General features: G+C 66.7%; 14 protein-coding genes. 10 read left to right on the top strand and 4 right to left on the bottom strand.

Annotated elements, in window-relative coordinates:
* The first annotated feature begins 89 nt into the window (after nucleotides 1-89).
* From murI to rdgB, 4 genes are read left to right on the top strand one after another with little or no spacing between them, the layout of a single operon-like run.
* Nucleotides 90-1,094 carry a glutamate racemase gene (murI, locus tag ACS5PJ_RS03530; RefSeq protein ID WP_439433572.1) on the top strand — a complete coding sequence of 335 codons (1,005 nt, stop codon included), beginning with the start codon at nucleotides 90-92 and terminating at the stop codon, nucleotides 1,092-1,094.
* Entirely contained in the window at nucleotides 1,091-1,888 is a 798-nt protein-coding gene (locus ACS5PJ_RS03525; protein ID WP_439433506.1) for an MBL fold metallo-hydrolase, read from the top strand. Before murI ends, ACS5PJ_RS03525 begins: the two co-directional genes overlap by 4 nt.
* A gap of 29 nt (nucleotides 1,889-1,917) precedes the next feature.
* Nucleotides 1,918-2,676, top strand: coding sequence for a ribonuclease PH (rph, locus tag ACS5PJ_RS03520; protein ID WP_439433505.1), 759 nt, complete (start codon nucleotides 1,918-1,920; stop codon nucleotides 2,674-2,676).
* The gene (gene rdgB, locus ACS5PJ_RS03515) at nucleotides 2,673-3,335 is read left to right on the top strand and encodes an RdgB/HAM1 family non-canonical purine NTP pyrophosphatase (RefSeq protein ID WP_439433504.1); all 663 of its coding nucleotides are present in this window, start codon (nucleotides 2,673-2,675) and stop codon (nucleotides 3,333-3,335) included. The genes rph and rdgB overlap by 4 nt, the downstream gene beginning before the upstream one ends.
* Nucleotides 3,336-3,397: 62 nt before the next feature.
* Here the strand turns inward: rdgB and ACS5PJ_RS03510 are convergent, their stop codons facing one another.
* On the bottom strand, nucleotides 3,398-4,171 hold the full coding sequence (locus ACS5PJ_RS03510; protein WP_439433571.1) for a VTT domain-containing protein: 774 nt from the start codon (nucleotides 4,169-4,171) through the stop codon (nucleotides 3,398-3,400).
* A 68-nt stretch (nucleotides 4,172-4,239) separates the two neighbouring features.
* On the opposite strand from ACS5PJ_RS03510, the gene ACS5PJ_RS03505 reads away from it, so the two are divergent.
* On the top strand, nucleotides 4,240-5,250 hold the full coding sequence (locus ACS5PJ_RS03505; protein ID WP_439433503.1) for a 3'-5' exonuclease: 1,011 nt from the start codon (nucleotides 4,240-4,242) through the stop codon (nucleotides 5,248-5,250).
* A gap of 93 nt (nucleotides 5,251-5,343) precedes the next feature.
* Entirely contained in the window at nucleotides 5,344-5,862 is a 519-nt protein-coding gene (locus tag ACS5PJ_RS03500) for a DUF4395 domain-containing protein (RefSeq protein WP_439433502.1), read from the top strand.
* Here the strand turns inward: ACS5PJ_RS03500 and ACS5PJ_RS03495 are convergent.
* A complete protein-coding gene (locus ACS5PJ_RS03495) occupies nucleotides 5,849-6,931 on the bottom strand; it encodes an ADP-ribosylglycohydrolase family protein (RefSeq protein WP_439433501.1) in 1,083 nt (360 codons plus the stop codon). The two genes, ACS5PJ_RS03500 and ACS5PJ_RS03495, sit on opposite strands and share 14 nt — an antisense overlap.
* A 170-nt stretch (nucleotides 6,932-7,101) precedes the next feature.
* Here ACS5PJ_RS03495 and ACS5PJ_RS03490 point away from each other — a divergent pair, with 170 nt between their 5' ends.
* Genes ACS5PJ_RS03490 through ACS5PJ_RS03480 form a run of 3 tightly spaced genes read left to right on the top strand, consistent with a single transcriptional unit; the run spans nucleotide 7,102 to nucleotide 12,379 of the window.
* Nucleotides 7,102-8,037, top strand: a complete 936-nt coding sequence (locus ACS5PJ_RS03490; protein ID WP_439433500.1) for an aquaporin — start codon at nucleotides 7,102-7,104, stop codon at nucleotides 8,035-8,037.
* 56 nt (nucleotides 8,038-8,093) lie between these two features.
* A complete protein-coding gene (locus ACS5PJ_RS03485; protein ID WP_439433499.1) occupies nucleotides 8,094-9,278 on the top strand; it encodes an exonuclease SbcCD subunit D in 1,185 nt (394 codons plus the stop codon).
* Complete coding sequence (locus tag ACS5PJ_RS03480; protein WP_439433498.1) at nucleotides 9,275-12,379, top strand: AAA family ATPase; 3,105 nt, start codon at nucleotides 9,275-9,277, stop codon at nucleotides 12,377-12,379. Before ACS5PJ_RS03485 ends, ACS5PJ_RS03480 begins: the two co-directional genes overlap by 4 nt.
* Before the next feature lie 87 nt (nucleotides 12,380-12,466).
* Here ACS5PJ_RS03480 and ACS5PJ_RS03475 read toward each other — a convergent pair whose 3' ends face one another.
* Nucleotides 12,467-13,195 carry an IclR family transcriptional regulator gene (locus tag ACS5PJ_RS03475; RefSeq protein WP_439433497.1) on the bottom strand — a complete coding sequence of 243 codons (729 nt, stop codon included), beginning with the start codon at nucleotides 13,193-13,195 and terminating at the stop codon, nucleotides 12,467-12,469.
* A 247-nt stretch (nucleotides 13,196-13,442) separates the two neighbouring features.
* Here ACS5PJ_RS03475 and ACS5PJ_RS03470 point away from each other — a divergent pair, with 247 nt between their 5' ends.
* Nucleotides 13,443-14,777, top strand: coding sequence for an MFS transporter (locus tag ACS5PJ_RS03470; protein ID WP_439433496.1), 1,335 nt, complete (start codon nucleotides 13,443-13,445; stop codon nucleotides 14,775-14,777).
* Between the two features lie 100 nt (nucleotides 14,778-14,877).
* Here the strand turns inward: ACS5PJ_RS03470 and ACS5PJ_RS03465 are convergent, their stop codons facing one another.
* A complete protein-coding gene (locus ACS5PJ_RS03465) occupies nucleotides 14,878-15,525 on the bottom strand; it encodes a phosphoribosyltransferase (RefSeq protein ID WP_439433495.1) in 648 nt (215 codons plus the stop codon).
* Nucleotides 15,526-15,624: the final 99 nt, after the last annotated feature.

Genomic DNA, 15,624 nt, shown 5'->3' with positions numbered 1-15,624 from the left:
CACATTCGACATGAGTCGGCCGCCACAATGTGATGGCTGCGGACTCAGGGAAGACCTATCCTCGAATAATCATGACAACAGCCTCGAGCATGGATTCAGTGGCAGAAGCGTCGGAGTCCGCCGCCAGCGGCAACGCCGGTGCGGTGGGGTCCCGCCCCATCGGGGTCTTCGACTCGGGAGTCGGCGGACTGACCGTGGCGCGGTCCATAATTGACCAGCTGCCCAATGAATCGATCCTGTACGTGGGGGACACCGCCCACGGTCCCTACGGGCCGCTTCCCATCGCAGAAGTGCGGGCCAACGCCCTGGGGGTGATGGACGAACTGGTGGACTCCGGCGTCAAGCTCCTCACCATCGCCTGCAATTCGGCGTCGGCCGCTGTCCTCCGGGACGCCCGCGAGAGGTACACGGCCCGTTACGGAATTCCCGTGATCGAGGTGATCCAGCCGGCCGTGCGTCGTGCCGTTGCCGCCACACGCAGCGGCCGCATCGGCGTCATCGGAACGTCCGCCACCGTTGGTTCCCGGGCCTACGATGACACATTCGCCGCGGCACCGGACCTGGCCATCACCTCCGTCGCCTGCCCGGAGTTCGTCAACTACGTCGAGGCCGGGATCACCACCGGACCGGCGCTGCTGGCCCTCGCGGAGGAATACCTGGCACCCCTGAAAGCCGCCGGGGTGGACACCGTGGTGCTCGGCTGCACCCACTACCCGTTGCTGACCGGGGTGATTTCCTTCGTGATGGGCGATGACGTGACGCTGGTGTCCAGCGCCGAGGAAACAGCGAAGGACGTCTACCGCGCACTGGTCACCCATGACCTCCAGCGCACCGCCGGCAACGCGCCCGAACACCACTTCATCGCCACAGGTGACGCCGCCCAGTTCGAGGCGCTGGCCCGCCGTTTCCTCGGGCCCGAGGTCCTCTCAGTCCAGCATGTGGACCATGTCGCCGCCCAATACCCCACAGGAAGCCTGGCGCGCATCACTCCCGAGATGGTGGCCGCTGCCCAGCGAGCCACTTCCAGGGGCACCGCCGGACCCAGGATTTCGAACTTCGTCAGCGTCCACAGGGCCGGAGGTCCTGCCCTGTGAAGCTCACCATCGTGGGCTGCACAGGCTCCTTTCCCGGCCCCGGCTCGCCGGCGTCGTGCTACCTCCTGACAGCCAGCGACGGCGAGCGGACGTGGAAGATCGTGCTGGACCTCGGAAGCGGGGCACTGGGCGCCATCCAGCGCTATACGGACCTGGAAGACATCGACGCCATCTTCCTCACCCACCTGCACCCGGACCACTGCATGGACCTGTGCGGCCTGCACGTGGCGGTCCGGTGGAAGCCGGGCGGCTGGGGACGCGGCAGGATCCCGGTGTGGGGGCCGGCGGCAACCGCGGACCGGATGGCCACCGCCTACGGGCTGGAGCTGGATCCCGGCATGCACGAGGAGTTCGACTTCACCAACTGGACTGAACGGGAATCCGTGACGCTGGGTCCGTTCACCGTGACGCCGTTCGCGGTGAACCATCCCGTGGAGGAGGCCTACGCACTCCGGGTCGAGGTGACCGAGCCGGACAAGGACGGCCGTCAGGTCACCCGGGTCCTGACCTATTCCGGCGACACCGATTCGTGCGCGGGGCTGGAGGAGGCGGCCAAGGACGCTGACCTGTTCCTCTGCGAGGCCGCCTTTGAAGAAGGCAGGGACGATGCCATCAAGGATGTCCACCTGACCGGCAAGCGGGCAGGCGAGGCCGCGGCTGCGGCAGGGGCGCGCCGGCTCCTTCTCACCCACATTCCCGTCTGGACTTCACAGACCACCGTCATGGCTGAAGCCAGGCCGGTCTTCGGCGGCGACGTTGCCGTCGCCGTGGCCGGGGTGCACTACACGATTTAGGGGGCCGGTGAAGTCGATAAGCTAAGGGCATGACTTCTGAAGCAACTGCAGTGCCCGTAGTACGCGCCGACGGCCGCGCCCCCGATCAGCTCCGCCCCATCAGCATTACCCGGGGATGGTCCAAGCAGGCGGAGGGATCGGCCCTGATCGAATTCGGCAACACCAGGGTCCTGTGCACCGCTTCACTCACGGCAGGGGTACCGCGCTGGCTCAAAGGCGAGGGCCGCGGCTGGGTGACTGCCGAGTACGCCATGCTTCCCCGGGCCACCAACACGCGCTCCGACCGGGAATCCGTGAGGGGAAAGATCGGCGGACGCACGCACGAAATCTCCCGGCTGATCGGACGGTCGCTCCGGTCCATCATCGACACCAAAGCACTGGGCGAGAACACGATCGTGCTGGACTGCGACGTCCTGCAGGCCGACGGCGGAACCCGCACCGCGGCCATTACCGGGGCCTACGTGGCGCTCGCCGACGCCATCCGCTTCGCCCGGGACAACAAGCTCATCGCCCGGAACGCGCAGCCCCTGATCGACACCATCGCCGCCGTCTCTGTGGGCATCATCGACGGCGTCCCCATGCTGGATCTGCCGTACGTCGAGGATGTCCGCGCTGAGACCGACATGAACGTTGTGGTCACCGGCTCCGGAAAGTTCGTTGAGGTGCAGGGCACCGCTGAGGGCGCCCCCTTCGACCGGGACGAGCTTAACCAGCTGCTGGACCTGGCACTGCTGGGCACCACCCAGCTGGCTGCCATCCAGCGGGAAACCCTCGCCGACGTACTGTGACTGCAACCCACGAGGCAGCGGCCGCTGCGGCTCCGCGCCTGGTCCTGGCCACGCACAACCAGGGCAAGCTGAGGGAGCTTCGGGACCTCCTGCGCGGACAGATCGCAGGGCTCGACGTCGACACGCAGGTGGTGGATGCCGCCGCGGCGGGTGCGCCGGACGTCGTCGAAACCGGGGTGACGTTTGCCGAGAACTCCCTGTTGAAGGCCCGGGCCGTTGCCGAGGCCACAGGCCTGGTGGCGATTGCCGACGACTCGGGGCTGGCAGTTGATGTCCTGGGCGGAGCACCGGGGATATTTTCAGCGCGATGGGCGGGCCGGCACGGTGACGATGCCGCAAACCTGAGGCTCCTGCTGGACCAGCTTTCCGACGTGCCGGACAGCCACCGCGGGGCGGCTTTTGTGTGCGCCGCTGCCCTGGCCGTGCCGGGGTCTGATGACGGTGGCAGTGAAGTGGTGGAGTACGGCCAGCTGGAGGGAATCCTCCTGAGGGAACCGCGCGGCGGGGGCGGCTTCGGCTACGACCCCATCCTGCAGCCGCTGGGGGAGAGCCGCAGCTGTGCCGAGCTGTCGTCCGCGGAGAAGAATGCCATCAGCCACCGGGGGAAAGCATTCCGTGCTCTGGTACCCGCGATCGTGGAGGCCCTCGCCCGGCAGTAGAAGTACGTGAGGGGCCCTGCGACGCAGGGCCCCTCACGTACTTAAGCCAATCCGCGGGCTGCCTAGTCCAGGTTGGTCTTGCGCTCCTCGACGGGAGCGTGTTCCTCAATGAATTCGTCGACAGTGTCGGTACCGAAGACTGCAGCCTGGCGCTTGGCAGACAGTGCGCGGAGGACCTCGATGCCGATGGGAATCACAGAGACCAGGACAATGGCGATGAAGATGATGTCCAGGTTTTCGCGCACCCACGGTACGCGGTCGCCCAGGAGGTACCCGAGGAGCGTCACGCCACCGCCCCAGAGCACCGCGCCAATGACGTTATAGAGGAAGAACTTTCGTTTGCTCATCTGGGCCACACCCACAATCACGGGCACGAAGGTCCGGATGATCGGGACGAAGCGGGCCAGGATCAGGGCCTTGCCGCCGTGCTTTTCGAAGAAGGCATGCGCGCTCTCGACGTTCTCACGCTTGAACAGCCGGGAGTTCGGCTTGTTGAAGATTGCCGGTCCGGCCTTGGACCCGATCAGGTAGCCGGTCTGGTTGCCGATGATGGCCGCAATGACGATCAGCAGCGCCAGCAGCCAGATATTGAACTTAATGGTGTCTGTGGCGACCAGCAGTCCGGCCGTGAACAGCATCGAATCGCCAGGCAGGAAGAACCCCACCAGCAGGCCGGTCTCGGCAAAGACGATCCCGCACACCAGCAGCACCACCCAGGGCGCCAGTGCAGGATCGGCCAGGAAGACCTGGGGGTTCAGCCAGTCGGGGAGGAAGGATGCCAGCTGCGGCTGGACCGGTCCTGCACCGCCCAGCATGGGCACGGCAAAGTCACTGATCGCAAGGAAGTTCACCACTCAAGGGTACTTGACCGGTCCGGGCCGGGTTCGACGGTAATGTATGGGCCGTGGGTTTGGACTTTACGGCGATCGACTTCGAGACGGCCAACGGCTTCCGCGGTTCACCGTGCGCGGTGGGCCTGACGAAGGTCCGTGGCGGACGTGTCGTGGACGAGGCATCCTGGCTGATGCGGCCGCCGTCGGGCCACGACCACTTCGACTACCACAACGTCCGGATCCATGGCATCAGGTCCGAGGACGTGGCGGGCAGTCCGCGGTTCGGTGAGCTCTTTCCTGAGATCGGAGCCTTCATCGGCGAGGACATCCTGGCCGCGCACAACGCCGCTTTTGACCTCGGCGTGATTCGGTCCGGGCTTGAGGTATCCGGCCTCCCCGGCCCCGCCTACGACTACGTCTGCACCGTGATGCTTTCGAGGCGCTGCTACTCGCTGGTCTCCAACTCGCTGCCGTTCGCCGCGGAGGAGGCCGGCGTGCCGCTCGTCAACCACCACGACGCCGCGGAGGATGCCCGGGCGTGCGCCGGCATCCTGATCGACATCGCCGCCCGGAACAACGCCAACAGCATCGCCGAGCTGTACCTGTCACTGGGCCTTGAACTGCCGCGTCAGCACGCATTTGATCCGGCACGTGATGCCCTCTCCAAGGCGAGCCTGGCCGCCGTTTCGGGCGGCGGCGGTAATGGAGCGGCGCTGGTCCGGCCGTTCCTGGCAGGCTGGCCGGAGGAGGGTGCCAACCCCGTGCCCAATGCCGACGCTGAGCCGTCCCATCCGCTGTATGGCCAGACGGTCGTCTTCACCGGCGAGCTCGCCATGGCCCGGCCGGAAGCCAAAGTGCGCTCGGCGGAGCTGGGTGCCCGGCCGGAGAGCCGGGTGACTGCCCGCACCACCGTACTGGTGGTGGGCGACGGGTTTGTGGCCGCGGACCTGCGCTCCGGACGGCTGACCGGCAAGGCGCGCCGTGTCCTGGAACTGCATGATCGCGGCCAGGCCATAGAGGTTCTCTCCGAAGGTGAGTTTCTGCAGATGGTGGCCGGCTACGCCCCGGTGGCGGGAACCTAGGTGCCGGCCTGTGGTCCAAGGCAACAGGGCCGTCCGCGTTCATGCGGCGCAACAAATCTTTCGCGCGGGACAGCGGGCTCCTAGCCTTGCAGGATGAGTAGCCCTACCGGCACCAGGACGGCCGGAATCAACTGGTCCGCCGTGTTCGCCTTCCCGAACCCTGTCAACGAGTACGCGGCCCGGATCACCGCCGGCCTGGTGGTGCTCCTTGCCGGCGCGACGCTGTTGACCGGTTGGGGGTGGGGCCTGGTACTGCTTGCTGCGGGATTCTGGTTGCGGGTGCTCTTCGGGCCACGCATTTCGCCGTTCGCTTTGCTCTCGGTCAAGGTCCTGGCGCCCAGGCTGGGCCGGGCGCGGCTGGTTCCCGGACCCCCCAAGCGTTTCGCCCAGGGCATGGGTACGGTGGTCTCCACCGTTGCGCTGATCCTTTTCGCCGCCGGCGCGGCCCCGGCCGCCTGGATAGTGCTGGCGGTCCTGATCACCGCGGCGTCACTGGAGGCCTTTGCCGGGTTCTGCCTGGGCTGCGTCATTTTCGGGCTGCTGCAGCGCCGGGGACTGATCCCCGAGGACGTCTGCGAGGCCTGCAACAACGTGTCCCTCAGGCGGTCGTAACGCCCACCAGTTGATCGGCCATGCCCCGGATGACCTCCGGCGCCTCGAGGGCCTCCAGCCAGTCCGCGGGCAGGCAGTCCTCGCCGTAGAAAGCGCCCAGGATATTTCCGGCAATTGATCCCGTGGAATCGCTGTCCCCGCTGTGGTTCACTGCAAGCGCGACGGCGGACCTGAAGTGCTCTTCCGGTGTCGCCCCGGAGCCGGCTTCCGGAGCGGTGGCCAGGACGGCATAGAGCCCGACGGCGAACGCTTCCTCCGCAACCCAGCCCTCACCCAATTGCCGCACCAGTTCCTCCGGCTGCAGGACCGCTCCTCCAGCCAGGCTGACTGCGGCTTCCAGCCGTTCCGGCAATTCCGCTGCAACGTCCTTCAGCCCGCGCACGTCCTCCAGGACAGCCGCCGCTGCAGCGTGCAGGCTGTCACCGGACACGAGACGGTGGATGAGCAGGCTGAAGCTTCCGGCACTCTGCCGCGCGGACGGATGGCCATGCGTCAGCGAGGCGGCATCGGCACTGAACTTATAGACGGCGTCGGCCGCTATGTGGGGAATCAGGCCGAACGGCGCCGAGCGCATCACCGTTCCGCAGCCCTTCGAATCCGGATTCACGGGCCGGTAGATCGTCCCCATCTCCCCGCCGGCGAGGCCTGAGATGCATGCATTTCCCGGAGCCCGGCGGTGCCTGAGGACTTCGTTGCCGTCGATCCACCGCGGCGGGGGCGCCGGGGCGGCAGGGTGTGCCGGCTCACCCTGGGTATCCAGCCACCGGAGGTATGCCAGCCAGAGGCAGGCGTTCACGTCCGCTCCCACCCCGTCATTGGCCCATTCCAGTGCCTCCACCAGGCCATCCACGGTGTACAGCGTCATCTGGGTGTCGTCCGAAAAGTGGCTGCCGCCGTCGAGCGCTGTGAAGTCCGTCAGACCGCCGGGGCCGAACCGGTGGCGGATGGCCTCGATCGAGTCGAACTCCACGGCATAACCCAACGAGTCTCCCAGGGCGCCGCCCAGGAGGCAGCCGTGGATGCGGGACTTCAGCGAGGGCGCCGCGGATGCGCCTTGATCGATGCTCATGACAGTAAATTTACCGCGACGGCCGGGCCCCGGGTCGCCGGGCGCTAAGCTCGGACTCAGCAAATGCCCAGAATTCCTTGGCAGAATGCAATGGCCCCCACGAATTCCCCGGCGGCCGGCGCGTTTATTCCCCGCCGCAGCGAGACCCCATTGATAAGGACCGCCCCACCATGACCACGCCCGTGCCCGTCCACCGTGATCCCGCCCCAGCGCCGGCAGCAGAAACCACTGCCGCAGTCCGCCACGGCCTGGCAGCCAGGCTTTCCGCGGAGGCTTTCGGCAGCCTGTTCCTCGTGGTGGCCGGCCTTGGCGTGCCGCTGTTCTCCATTCCGCAGTCCAGCCCGCTTCCTGCGGCGCTTGCAGCCGGCCTGGCGGTGACTGCGGCCATGCTCGCCGTGGGTTATATCTCCGGGGGACACTTCAACCCCGCCGTGACAGTGGGCCATGCGGTTGCCGGGCGGATCCGCCTTGCCGACGCAGCAGCCTACATCGGCGCACAGCTGGTGGGCGGCCTGCTGGGCGCTCTGGCCCTCTTCGGCATCCTCCGGACCCTGCCGGGCATCCAGGACAGCAGGACCGCCTTCGACACCGTCACCGCCGGTTTCGGCGAGCATTCGATCATCCAGGCCCCCCTCGCGGCAGTTCTCCTGCTGGAAGTCCTGGGCGCCGCCATTGTGGTCGCCGTATTCCTCGGTACCGCCAACAACAAGGACAACAAGGCCTCTGCTGCCGTTGCCGTGGGCCTTGCCTTCGCCGTCCTGCTCCAGCTGGGCCTCTCAGTGGGCAACGCCCCCTTCAACCCGGCCCGCGCCACCGCTTCTGCACTGTTCAGCTCCAGCTGGTCCCTTGAGCAGCTGTGGGTCTTCTGGGTGGCTCCGTTGGTGGGTGCAGCCATCGCCGGGCTGGTCTTCCGCGGCTTCGCTGAACGGGCTACGGCTACAGGCCCCGCGCCTGCGGACGGCGGGCCGGACGCTGAAGAAGCGGCCCACGACGGCGGGGACGCGGAGTCCCAGGAAGACCACAAGTCCGCCGCTGCTGCGGTCACTCCGGAGGAGTCGGACAACCGCGACGAAGCACGTGAATTCTTCGACGGGAAGCGCGGCTAGGACGGACCGCTGCGGCGGTTGCCGAAACTGTCAGTGGCAGCCGATAGCGTAGGAATATGCGGTTATTGCACACATCGGACTGGCATTTGGGCCGGTCGTTCCACGGCGTCGGGATGCTGGACGCCCAGCGGGCCTTCGTCGACCAGCTCGTCAGCGCCGTCTCCGATCATCAGGTCGATGTCGTCCTGATTGCCGGTGATGTCTATGACCGCGCCCTGCCAGGCGTCGACGTCGTGGGGTTGCTGGACGATGCCCTGGTCAGGCTGACTGCTGCCGGCGCCCAGGTCGTCCTGACCAGCGGCAACCACGACTCCGCCATCAGGCTGGGATTCGCCTCCCGGCTGCTGGAGCGGGGCGGCGTCCATCTGCGGACCAGGCTGGCGGACCTGGACAAACCCATCATCCTGCCCCTCGAACCCGGCGCCGGCGGACAGGGAAACGGCGCGGTCCTGGCCATCTACGGGATTCCCTGGCTCGAGCCGCGTCTGGTGGCCGAGCCGCTGGGGGTTGAGCCCGCCAGCCATTTCGAGGTTACGCGCGCCGCCACCAGCCGCATCCGCACGGACCTCGCAGAGCGCACCAAGGCCGGAGCGGTCCACTCAGTGGTGCTGGCACACACCTTTGCCAGCGGCGGAATCAGCTCCGACAGCGAGCGGGATCTCAGCATCGGCGGAGTGGGGGCGGTACCCCTGGACCTCTTCGACGGCTTCAGCTATGCCGCACTGGGGCACCTGCATGGGCGGCAGACCCTCTCGCCCACCGTCAGGTACTCGGGTTCACCGCTGGCTTACTCCTTCTCGGAAGCCAAACACACCAAAGGAAGCTGGCTGATCGACGTCGGCCCGGGCGGCGTCAGCCGTGTCTCGGAACTGACGTGGGAGCCGCCCCGGAAGCTGGCCGTGCTGCGTGGCGATATTGCCGAATTGCTGGAGTCCGGCGGGCATGCGTGGGCTGAGGAAGCATATTGCCAGATAACCCTGACAGATGCCCACAGGCCGCAGCAGGCCATGGAACGGCTGCGGGCACGTTTCCCCGATACCCTTGTCCTCGGTTTCGATCCCCAGGGGGGCGAAGTCAAGGCGGCCGCAAGCTACAGCAGCAGGCTCGCCGAAGCCCAGGACGATTTGTCCGTCTGCTGCGGATTCCTGGATCACGTCCGGGGACGGGATGCCGATGAGCCCGAACGGGCGGCGCTGGCCGCTGCCTTGGACAACGTGCGCCTCCGGGAGGCGTCGCTGTGAGAATCCACCGCCTCAGAATCTCCGCTTTCGGGCCCTTTGCCGGCACGGAGGAAATCGACTTCGACAGGCTGAGCGCCCACGGTCTCTTCCTCCTGAACGGACCCACCGGAGCCGGCAAAACAAGTGTGCTCGATGCGATCTGCTTCGCTTTGTACGGATCGGTGCCGGGCGCCCGCCAGGAGGGCAAGCGGCTCCGTAGTGATCACGCAGAGCCCGCGCTGGAACCGGCGGTCACTTGTGAGTTTTCCGCCCAGGGGCGCCATTTTGAAGTCAGCAGGTCCCCATCGTGGGAGAAGCCGAGTGCCCGGGGCAAAAACGGCTTCACCACGCAGCAGGCCAAGACCCTCCTCCGCGAACGGATCGCCGGAGCCTGGACGGAGAAGTCGGGCCGCAACGATGAAGCCGGCGCCGAGATCACCGCACTGCTGGGCATGGACCGGGAGCAGTTCACCCGCGTCGTGATGCTTCCCCAGGGCGATTTTGCGGCGTTCCTGAGGTCCAAGGCCTCTGACCGCCTGGAACTGCTGCAAAAACTCTTCGGCACCCAGCGGTTTGAGGCGCTGGAACAGGAGCTGTCGGCTGAGTCCCAGAACGCACGGAACAATGTGGCACGGCTGAACGCGGAGCTTGAGCTGCTGTCGGCGCGCGCCGAAGCGGATGCCTCACCATTGGGCCTCGATCATTGTGGTGTGGACGCCGATGAGGACCCTGCCGGGCGGATCGCATGGCTGCAGGCGGAGGCAGCACGCAACGCTGCCGAACTCTCATCGGCCGCGGCGGCAGCGGCAGCGGCAGGCAGGCTTGCATCAGACCGGCTCGAGACCGAAGTTGCGCGGCGGGAAAGACGGCGCAGGCTGGCCGCTGCCGAGGCCCGCAAGGCAGCTGCTGAGATGGCTGTTCCGACACTTGAGCTTCATACGGCGCGGCTTGAACAGCACCGCCGCGCTGAGGTGCTCCGTGGACAGTTGCAGGCCGTAGAGGCGAGCGGGAACCAGGTGCTGCATGCGGCGGGGGCCATGGAATCGGCGCTCACCCTGCTGCGGATGGCTGTGGAGGAAGAACCCGAGCTGGAACAGCTGGACCTGGGCGCCCTGGACGCTGACCGGCCCGGTGCAACCACGGCTGATGCCGGTCCAGGCGTTACCGGGTCTCTGGACATCGCCGGCGAGCTCAGCCGGCTCCGGTCCCTGCTTGCCGTTGTGGAAGCCAGGCTGCCGGACCAGGAACGCCTCGCGGAGCTGACCGCACGCCGCCGTTCCCTGGTCACGAAGCAACAGGAACTCTCCCAATCGGAACGCGAACGCGGGGATCTGCTGGAAAGCCTGCGCTCGGAGCTCACAGGCATGGCCGCCGGGTTGCAGCCCCTCGAGGAGCTGGCCTCGGCTGCAACGCTGCACGCCAAGGAAGCAAACGCCGCGGAAGAACTTCTCGATGTTGTCCGCCGTTACAGGTCTGCCGTGGCGTCCAGGGAGCTGGCAGCAGGCCGGCATTCCGCGGCCCGGGAGATCCAGCTGGAAAAGAAACTCCGCTGGCTCGATCTGCGGGAAGAAAGACTCGCCAACGCCGCGGCGGAACTCGCCGCCCACCTGGTGGAGGGGGAGTCCTGCCCTGTCTGTGGCAGCGAGGCGCACCCGGCTCCCGCAGAGGCGGCAGCCTCAGCGCTCGGTCTGGGTCAGGCGGAGGAAGCGGCCCAGCAGGCCCATGAGGCCGCGGAGGTCACGCTCTCCACGCTGGACAAAGCGCTGGGTGAGGCCAACCAGTTGGTGGCCGTGCTGGCCGGCCAGGGCGGAGACACCCCCGAAGAGGAGGCTCTGCGGGCTGTTGAGTCAGCCCGCAGCGCCGCCCGGGCTTCACAGACTGCCATGACGGATCTGGCTGAGGTCCGCAAACAGCTCGAGGCAAAAGAGGGCCGCATTGCCGCCGTGGAGTCCGAGACGAACAGCGCGGCGTCCGAACTTGCCCGGGTGGCTGCTGCCATAGCGGAGGTCTCGGACCAGCTGGCCTCGCTTGATGAAGCGCTATCGAGCCTGCGTGGCGGGCACCGCAGCCTCACTCACAGGCTGCGCTCCCTGCAGGATGCCGCTGACACCCTGGAGAAAACACTGACGGCCCAGGCGCAGCTGGACAGGGCTGAGGCCCGCGCCCGCGACGCCCGGGTCCAGCTGGAGGACGCACTGCCGGAGGCGGGCTTCAGCTCGGCTGAGGACGCACTTGCACAGCTGCTGCCGGAAACCGAGGCTGCTGCCCTGCTTGCCGATGTTCGGGCCGGACAGGATGAGCAGGCCCGGATCGCCGAGCTGTTCGCGTCCGAAGAGCTGCTGCTGGCGCAGCAGGAAGCGCAGGCCGATCCGGCCGTGGACGAGGCCCTGGAAGTGGCCAGGGAGGCGCAGCTGAAGGCAGCCGCTGACCAGGCCGCGCGGGAGGCGCGGGACGCTGACCTGGCCGCAGCCATCGCCTCACGCAGCGTGGAATCCCTGGCCGCCATCCTCAAGGAGTACGGGCGGCTGGCAGGGACCGGACGGGGGCCGCGGGAACACGCGCAGCTGCTGGCGGCGCTGGCCGACACCGCCGCAGGCCGCGGCGAGAACACCTACCGCATGAGCCTGAACAGCTATGTCCTGGCGGCCCGGCTTGAACAGGTGGCGCTGGCGGCGTCGGAACGCCTCGTCGCCATGAGCGATGGCCGCTACCTGCTGCAGCATTCGGACGCCAAGGCCGCTCGCGGCGCAAAGTCCGGGTTGGGCCTGGAAGTTGTCGACCAATGGACGGGGCACCGACGTGACACTTCGACCCTCTCCGGCGGCGAATCGTTCATGGCATCCCTCTCGCTGGCGCTGGGACTGGCAGATGTTGTCCAGCAGGAAGCCGGCGGAATCCAGATCGAGACGCTCTTCGTGGACGAAGGCTTCGGCAGCCTGGATGAACAGTCCCTGGAACAGGTCATGGACGCACTGGAGGGACTCCGCGACGGCGGGCGCGTGGTGGGCCTCGTCAGCCACGTCGGCGAAATGAAGCAGCGGATTGGGACACAGCTCCAGGTCCTTAAGGGACGCAACGGTTCCACCCTCCGGATTTCCGACGCCGCGGAGGTACTGGTCTGACAGCCGGTCCCGTGCCGCCTGTCAGACATACCAACGCCGTCGGCGGTTAGCGTACTGCAGGTGGCACCGCAAGGGGCCGGGGAGCCTTCAGCCCAGCTGTGCTTCGATCCGCCCGGCACTGGCCACCAGCGAAGCGGCTACCTCGTCGGGATCCTGGCCGGCCCGGATGTACACGACGGCGAGGGCAGCGGGCCTGCCGCCGGGAACCCGGACAGGAACGGCCACGGAGGAGACCCCCGCAATGACCTCATCGTGGCTGGCGGCATAGCCCCGGCTCCGCGCTTCCGCCGCCTCCGGCCGGTACGGTGTGCCCGGGGCAGCCGCCTGCCAATCCGCCTCTGTGTACGCTGACTGGATGGCAATCCCGGGGGCACCGGCGCTGACCGGGTGCCGGGAGCCGGGGTGCTGGACGATGCCGGCTCCGGTATGCCGCGGGTCCACAGTCACCAACGTCACGCAGTCATCGCGGTCCCACACCGCCACGAAAGCGCTCATGCTCAGGGCATTTGCGAGTTGGGTCAGCTCCGGGAGGGCAGCTGTCTGCAGATTGCGCGAAACGCCCCTGGCCAGAACAGCCAGCCCGGGGCCGGGCTGGACTTTGCCGGCATCATCGCGCACCAGCAGGGAATGGTCTTCCAGGGTCCGCAGGATCCGGTAGGCCACGGACCGGTGAACCCCCATGGCATCGGCAAGTTCGGCAATGGTCAACGGACTTTGAGCGGCAGCCAGAATCTCCAGTGCGCGGATGCCACGCGAAAGGGTTTGGGACGGGGAAGCCGGTGCCTGTCCTGCTGAGGCCGCGGCGGTGGGAGTCATGGTTTCCATCCTAGGGGGCGGCACGGGGGCCCGGGCCATGGTCAGCCGGTCGCGGAACGTGTCCTGATTGCGAATAATAAGTTCAAATATAGAATTCATTGCAGCTGTAATCAAAAAATTAGTGCGATTAGTCACATGCTCGGGTAGTCTCGTACTAACTGACCGTTCGATCAGTAAATCGCTTGGCCTGAAATCACCTTTGGCAGCCGCGTACCCAACCGGCGCTGCCCCCAGCCACGGAGTTCCAATGACCGCAACTTCACACGTCGACTCAGAGACCGGCCCCAGCAGCAAGCATGAGGAACGCAAGGTCCTCGCCGGCACGCTGGTCGGCACCACCATCGAGTGGTACGACTTCTTCATCTTCGCCCAGCTGACCGCAACGTTGCTGTCCCCGCTGTTCCTTACGCCCCTTGAAGAATCAAATCCGGGCCTGGCACGGATCCTCTCCTTCGCGCTCATCGGCATCAGCTTCCTGTTCCGTCCGCTCGGTGCCGTTATCGCCGGCCATTTGGGCGACCGGCTCGGACGCAAGGCCATGCTGGTCTTCACCCTCATCATGATGGGCGCCGCGACGGCCCTGATCGGCATGCTTCCGACGTATGCCCAGATCGGAGTCTGGGCCCCGGTCCTGCTGATCCTGCTGCGCATCATCCAGGGCTTCTCAGCCGGGGGTGAATGGGGCGGCGCAGCCCTGATGGCCGTTGAGCACGCTCCCCGGAGCAAGCGGGGCCTCTTCGGCGCCTACCCGCAGATCGGCGTTCCGGTTGGCATGATCCTGGCCACGGGCCTGCTCTACTTCCTCAACACCGGCATGTCCAAGGCGGACTTCGGCGCCTGGGGCTGGCGGGTGCCGTTCCTGCTCTCCATCGTCCTGATTGTGGTGGGCTACCTCATCCGCCGCGCTGTAGCCGAGAGCCCGGTCTTCAAGGAAATGATCGAGCGCAAGGAGAAGGCCAAGGCCCCGCTCGGACAGCTGCTCAAGTTCCACAAGAAGTCCGTGCTCTACTCCACCATGATCTTCATCGGCAACAACGCCGCCGGCTACCTGCTGATCGCGTTCTTCATCTCGTACGCCACCAGGACGCTGAAGATGCCCGTCGCCGAGATCCTGCTGGCCACCACCCTTGCATCCTTCGGCTGGTTGATTTTCACACTCGTGGGGGGCTGGCTCTCCGACAAGATCGGCAGGGTCAAGACGTTCCTGATCGGGTACGGCATTGTGTTCGCATGGATGATCCCGATGTTTGCCCTGATCGATACCAAGAACATCATGCTCTACGGCGTGGCGCTTTTTGTCCTGACCATCGGCCTTGGACTGTCCTACGGCCCGATGTCCGCCATGTATGCCGAGATGTTCCCGGCCAACGTCCGCTACTCAGGCATCTCCATCGGCTACGCGTTCGGTGCGATCCTGGGCGGCGCCTTCGCAGCCACCATTGCGGAGACGCTGATGCAGGCAACCAAGTGGACCGGATCCATCGGTATCTACATCATGATCCTGTGCGTTATTTCGGCAATCGGCGTACTCCTGGCCGGGGAAACCAAGGGCCGCCCGCTCGGCGTCAGCAGCCACCACTAGAAACTTCCCTGCGTCATCGAACGGCGGGGCCTGGCCATCTGGCCGGGTCCCGCCGTTCCTGCAACCGGCGGAAGGGAGTTTCGCCGGACCGGCAGCCTGCTTACTGGCTCAGGAAGCTGACGGCATCCTCGTCAGTCAATTGCTCAAAGTGCCGGTAGAAGCTGCCGACGGCACGGAACTTGCCGGGAAGGTGCAGGCACAGTACGGCATCGCAGACCCGCGAGACAGCCTCTTCGGCTTCTACAGAACCCACCGGTGCAGCCGCCACCACTTTGGCTGCGCCGGCGGCGCGTACCGCCTCCACGGCTGCGCGCATGGTGGCTCCGGTAGCAAGGCCGTCGTCGACCAGGAGGACGGTCTTGCCGCTCAGATCGTGGCGGATCCCGGGATAGGTCTCCGCCCGCCGGAGCAGTTCGGCCCGTTCGCGTTGTTCCACCTCGTCCAGCCACTCCTGCCGGACACCGTGGTCCAAAACCCGGGCAATCAGGGGGCGGTTAAGGACACGCACAACCCGTCCGCCGGCCCAGGCCAGGGCGCCGTACGCGGTCTCGTCATGTCCGGGAATGCCGAGCTTCCGGACGAGGACGGCCCCCAGGGGCAGGTAGAGCGCTTTGGCGGCCGCAGCCGCCACGGGTATGCCGCCGCGGGCAAGGCCCAGGACGATGGCGTCGGAACGTTCGCGGAACTGCGTCAGCACTGCTGCCAGCTTTTCGCCGGCATCGGTGCGGTCCTCATAACGCGTGCTCATTGCTCCCTCTCAGGCTCTGTCGCCACCCCGCTTCCAGCCTACCTTCCGTGCCGGCAGCGGCGGGAAGCCCGGTGCCCCACACCCTGCCCGACCTAGACT

The sequence above is a fragment of the Pseudarthrobacter cremeus genome (assembly GCF_051857465.1).
Classification (GTDB): Bacteria; Actinomycetota; Actinomycetes; order Actinomycetales; family Micrococcaceae; genus Arthrobacter.
This window is presented reverse-complemented; position numbering and strand designations above follow the sequence as displayed.

Coding starts and splice junctions, on each gene's coding strand:
- murI (WP_439433572.1), top strand. CDS start 90: ATGGATTCAGTGGCAGAAGCGTCGGAGTCCGCCGCCAGCGGCAACGCC.
- ACS5PJ_RS03465 (WP_439433495.1), bottom strand. CDS start 15,525: ATGAGCACGCGTTATGAGGACCGCACCGATGCCGGCGAAAAGCTGGCA.
- ACS5PJ_RS03475 (WP_439433497.1), bottom strand. CDS start 13,195: ATGACTCCCACCGCCGCGGCCTCAGCAGGACAGGCACCGGCTTCCCCG.
- ACS5PJ_RS03495 (WP_439433501.1), bottom strand. CDS start 6,931: ATGAGCATCGATCAAGGCGCATCCGCGGCGCCCTCGCTGAAGTCCCGC.
- rph (WP_439433505.1), top strand. CDS start 1,918: ATGACTTCTGAAGCAACTGCAGTGCCCGTAGTACGCGCCGACGGCCGC.
- ACS5PJ_RS03485 (WP_439433499.1), top strand. CDS start 8,094: ATGCGGTTATTGCACACATCGGACTGGCATTTGGGCCGGTCGTTCCAC.
- ACS5PJ_RS03490 (WP_439433500.1), top strand. CDS start 7,102: ATGACCACGCCCGTGCCCGTCCACCGTGATCCCGCCCCAGCGCCGGCA.
- ACS5PJ_RS03470 (WP_439433496.1), top strand. CDS start 13,443: ATGACCGCAACTTCACACGTCGACTCAGAGACCGGCCCCAGCAGCAAG.
- ACS5PJ_RS03500 (WP_439433502.1), top strand. CDS start 5,344: ATGAGTAGCCCTACCGGCACCAGGACGGCCGGAATCAACTGGTCCGCC.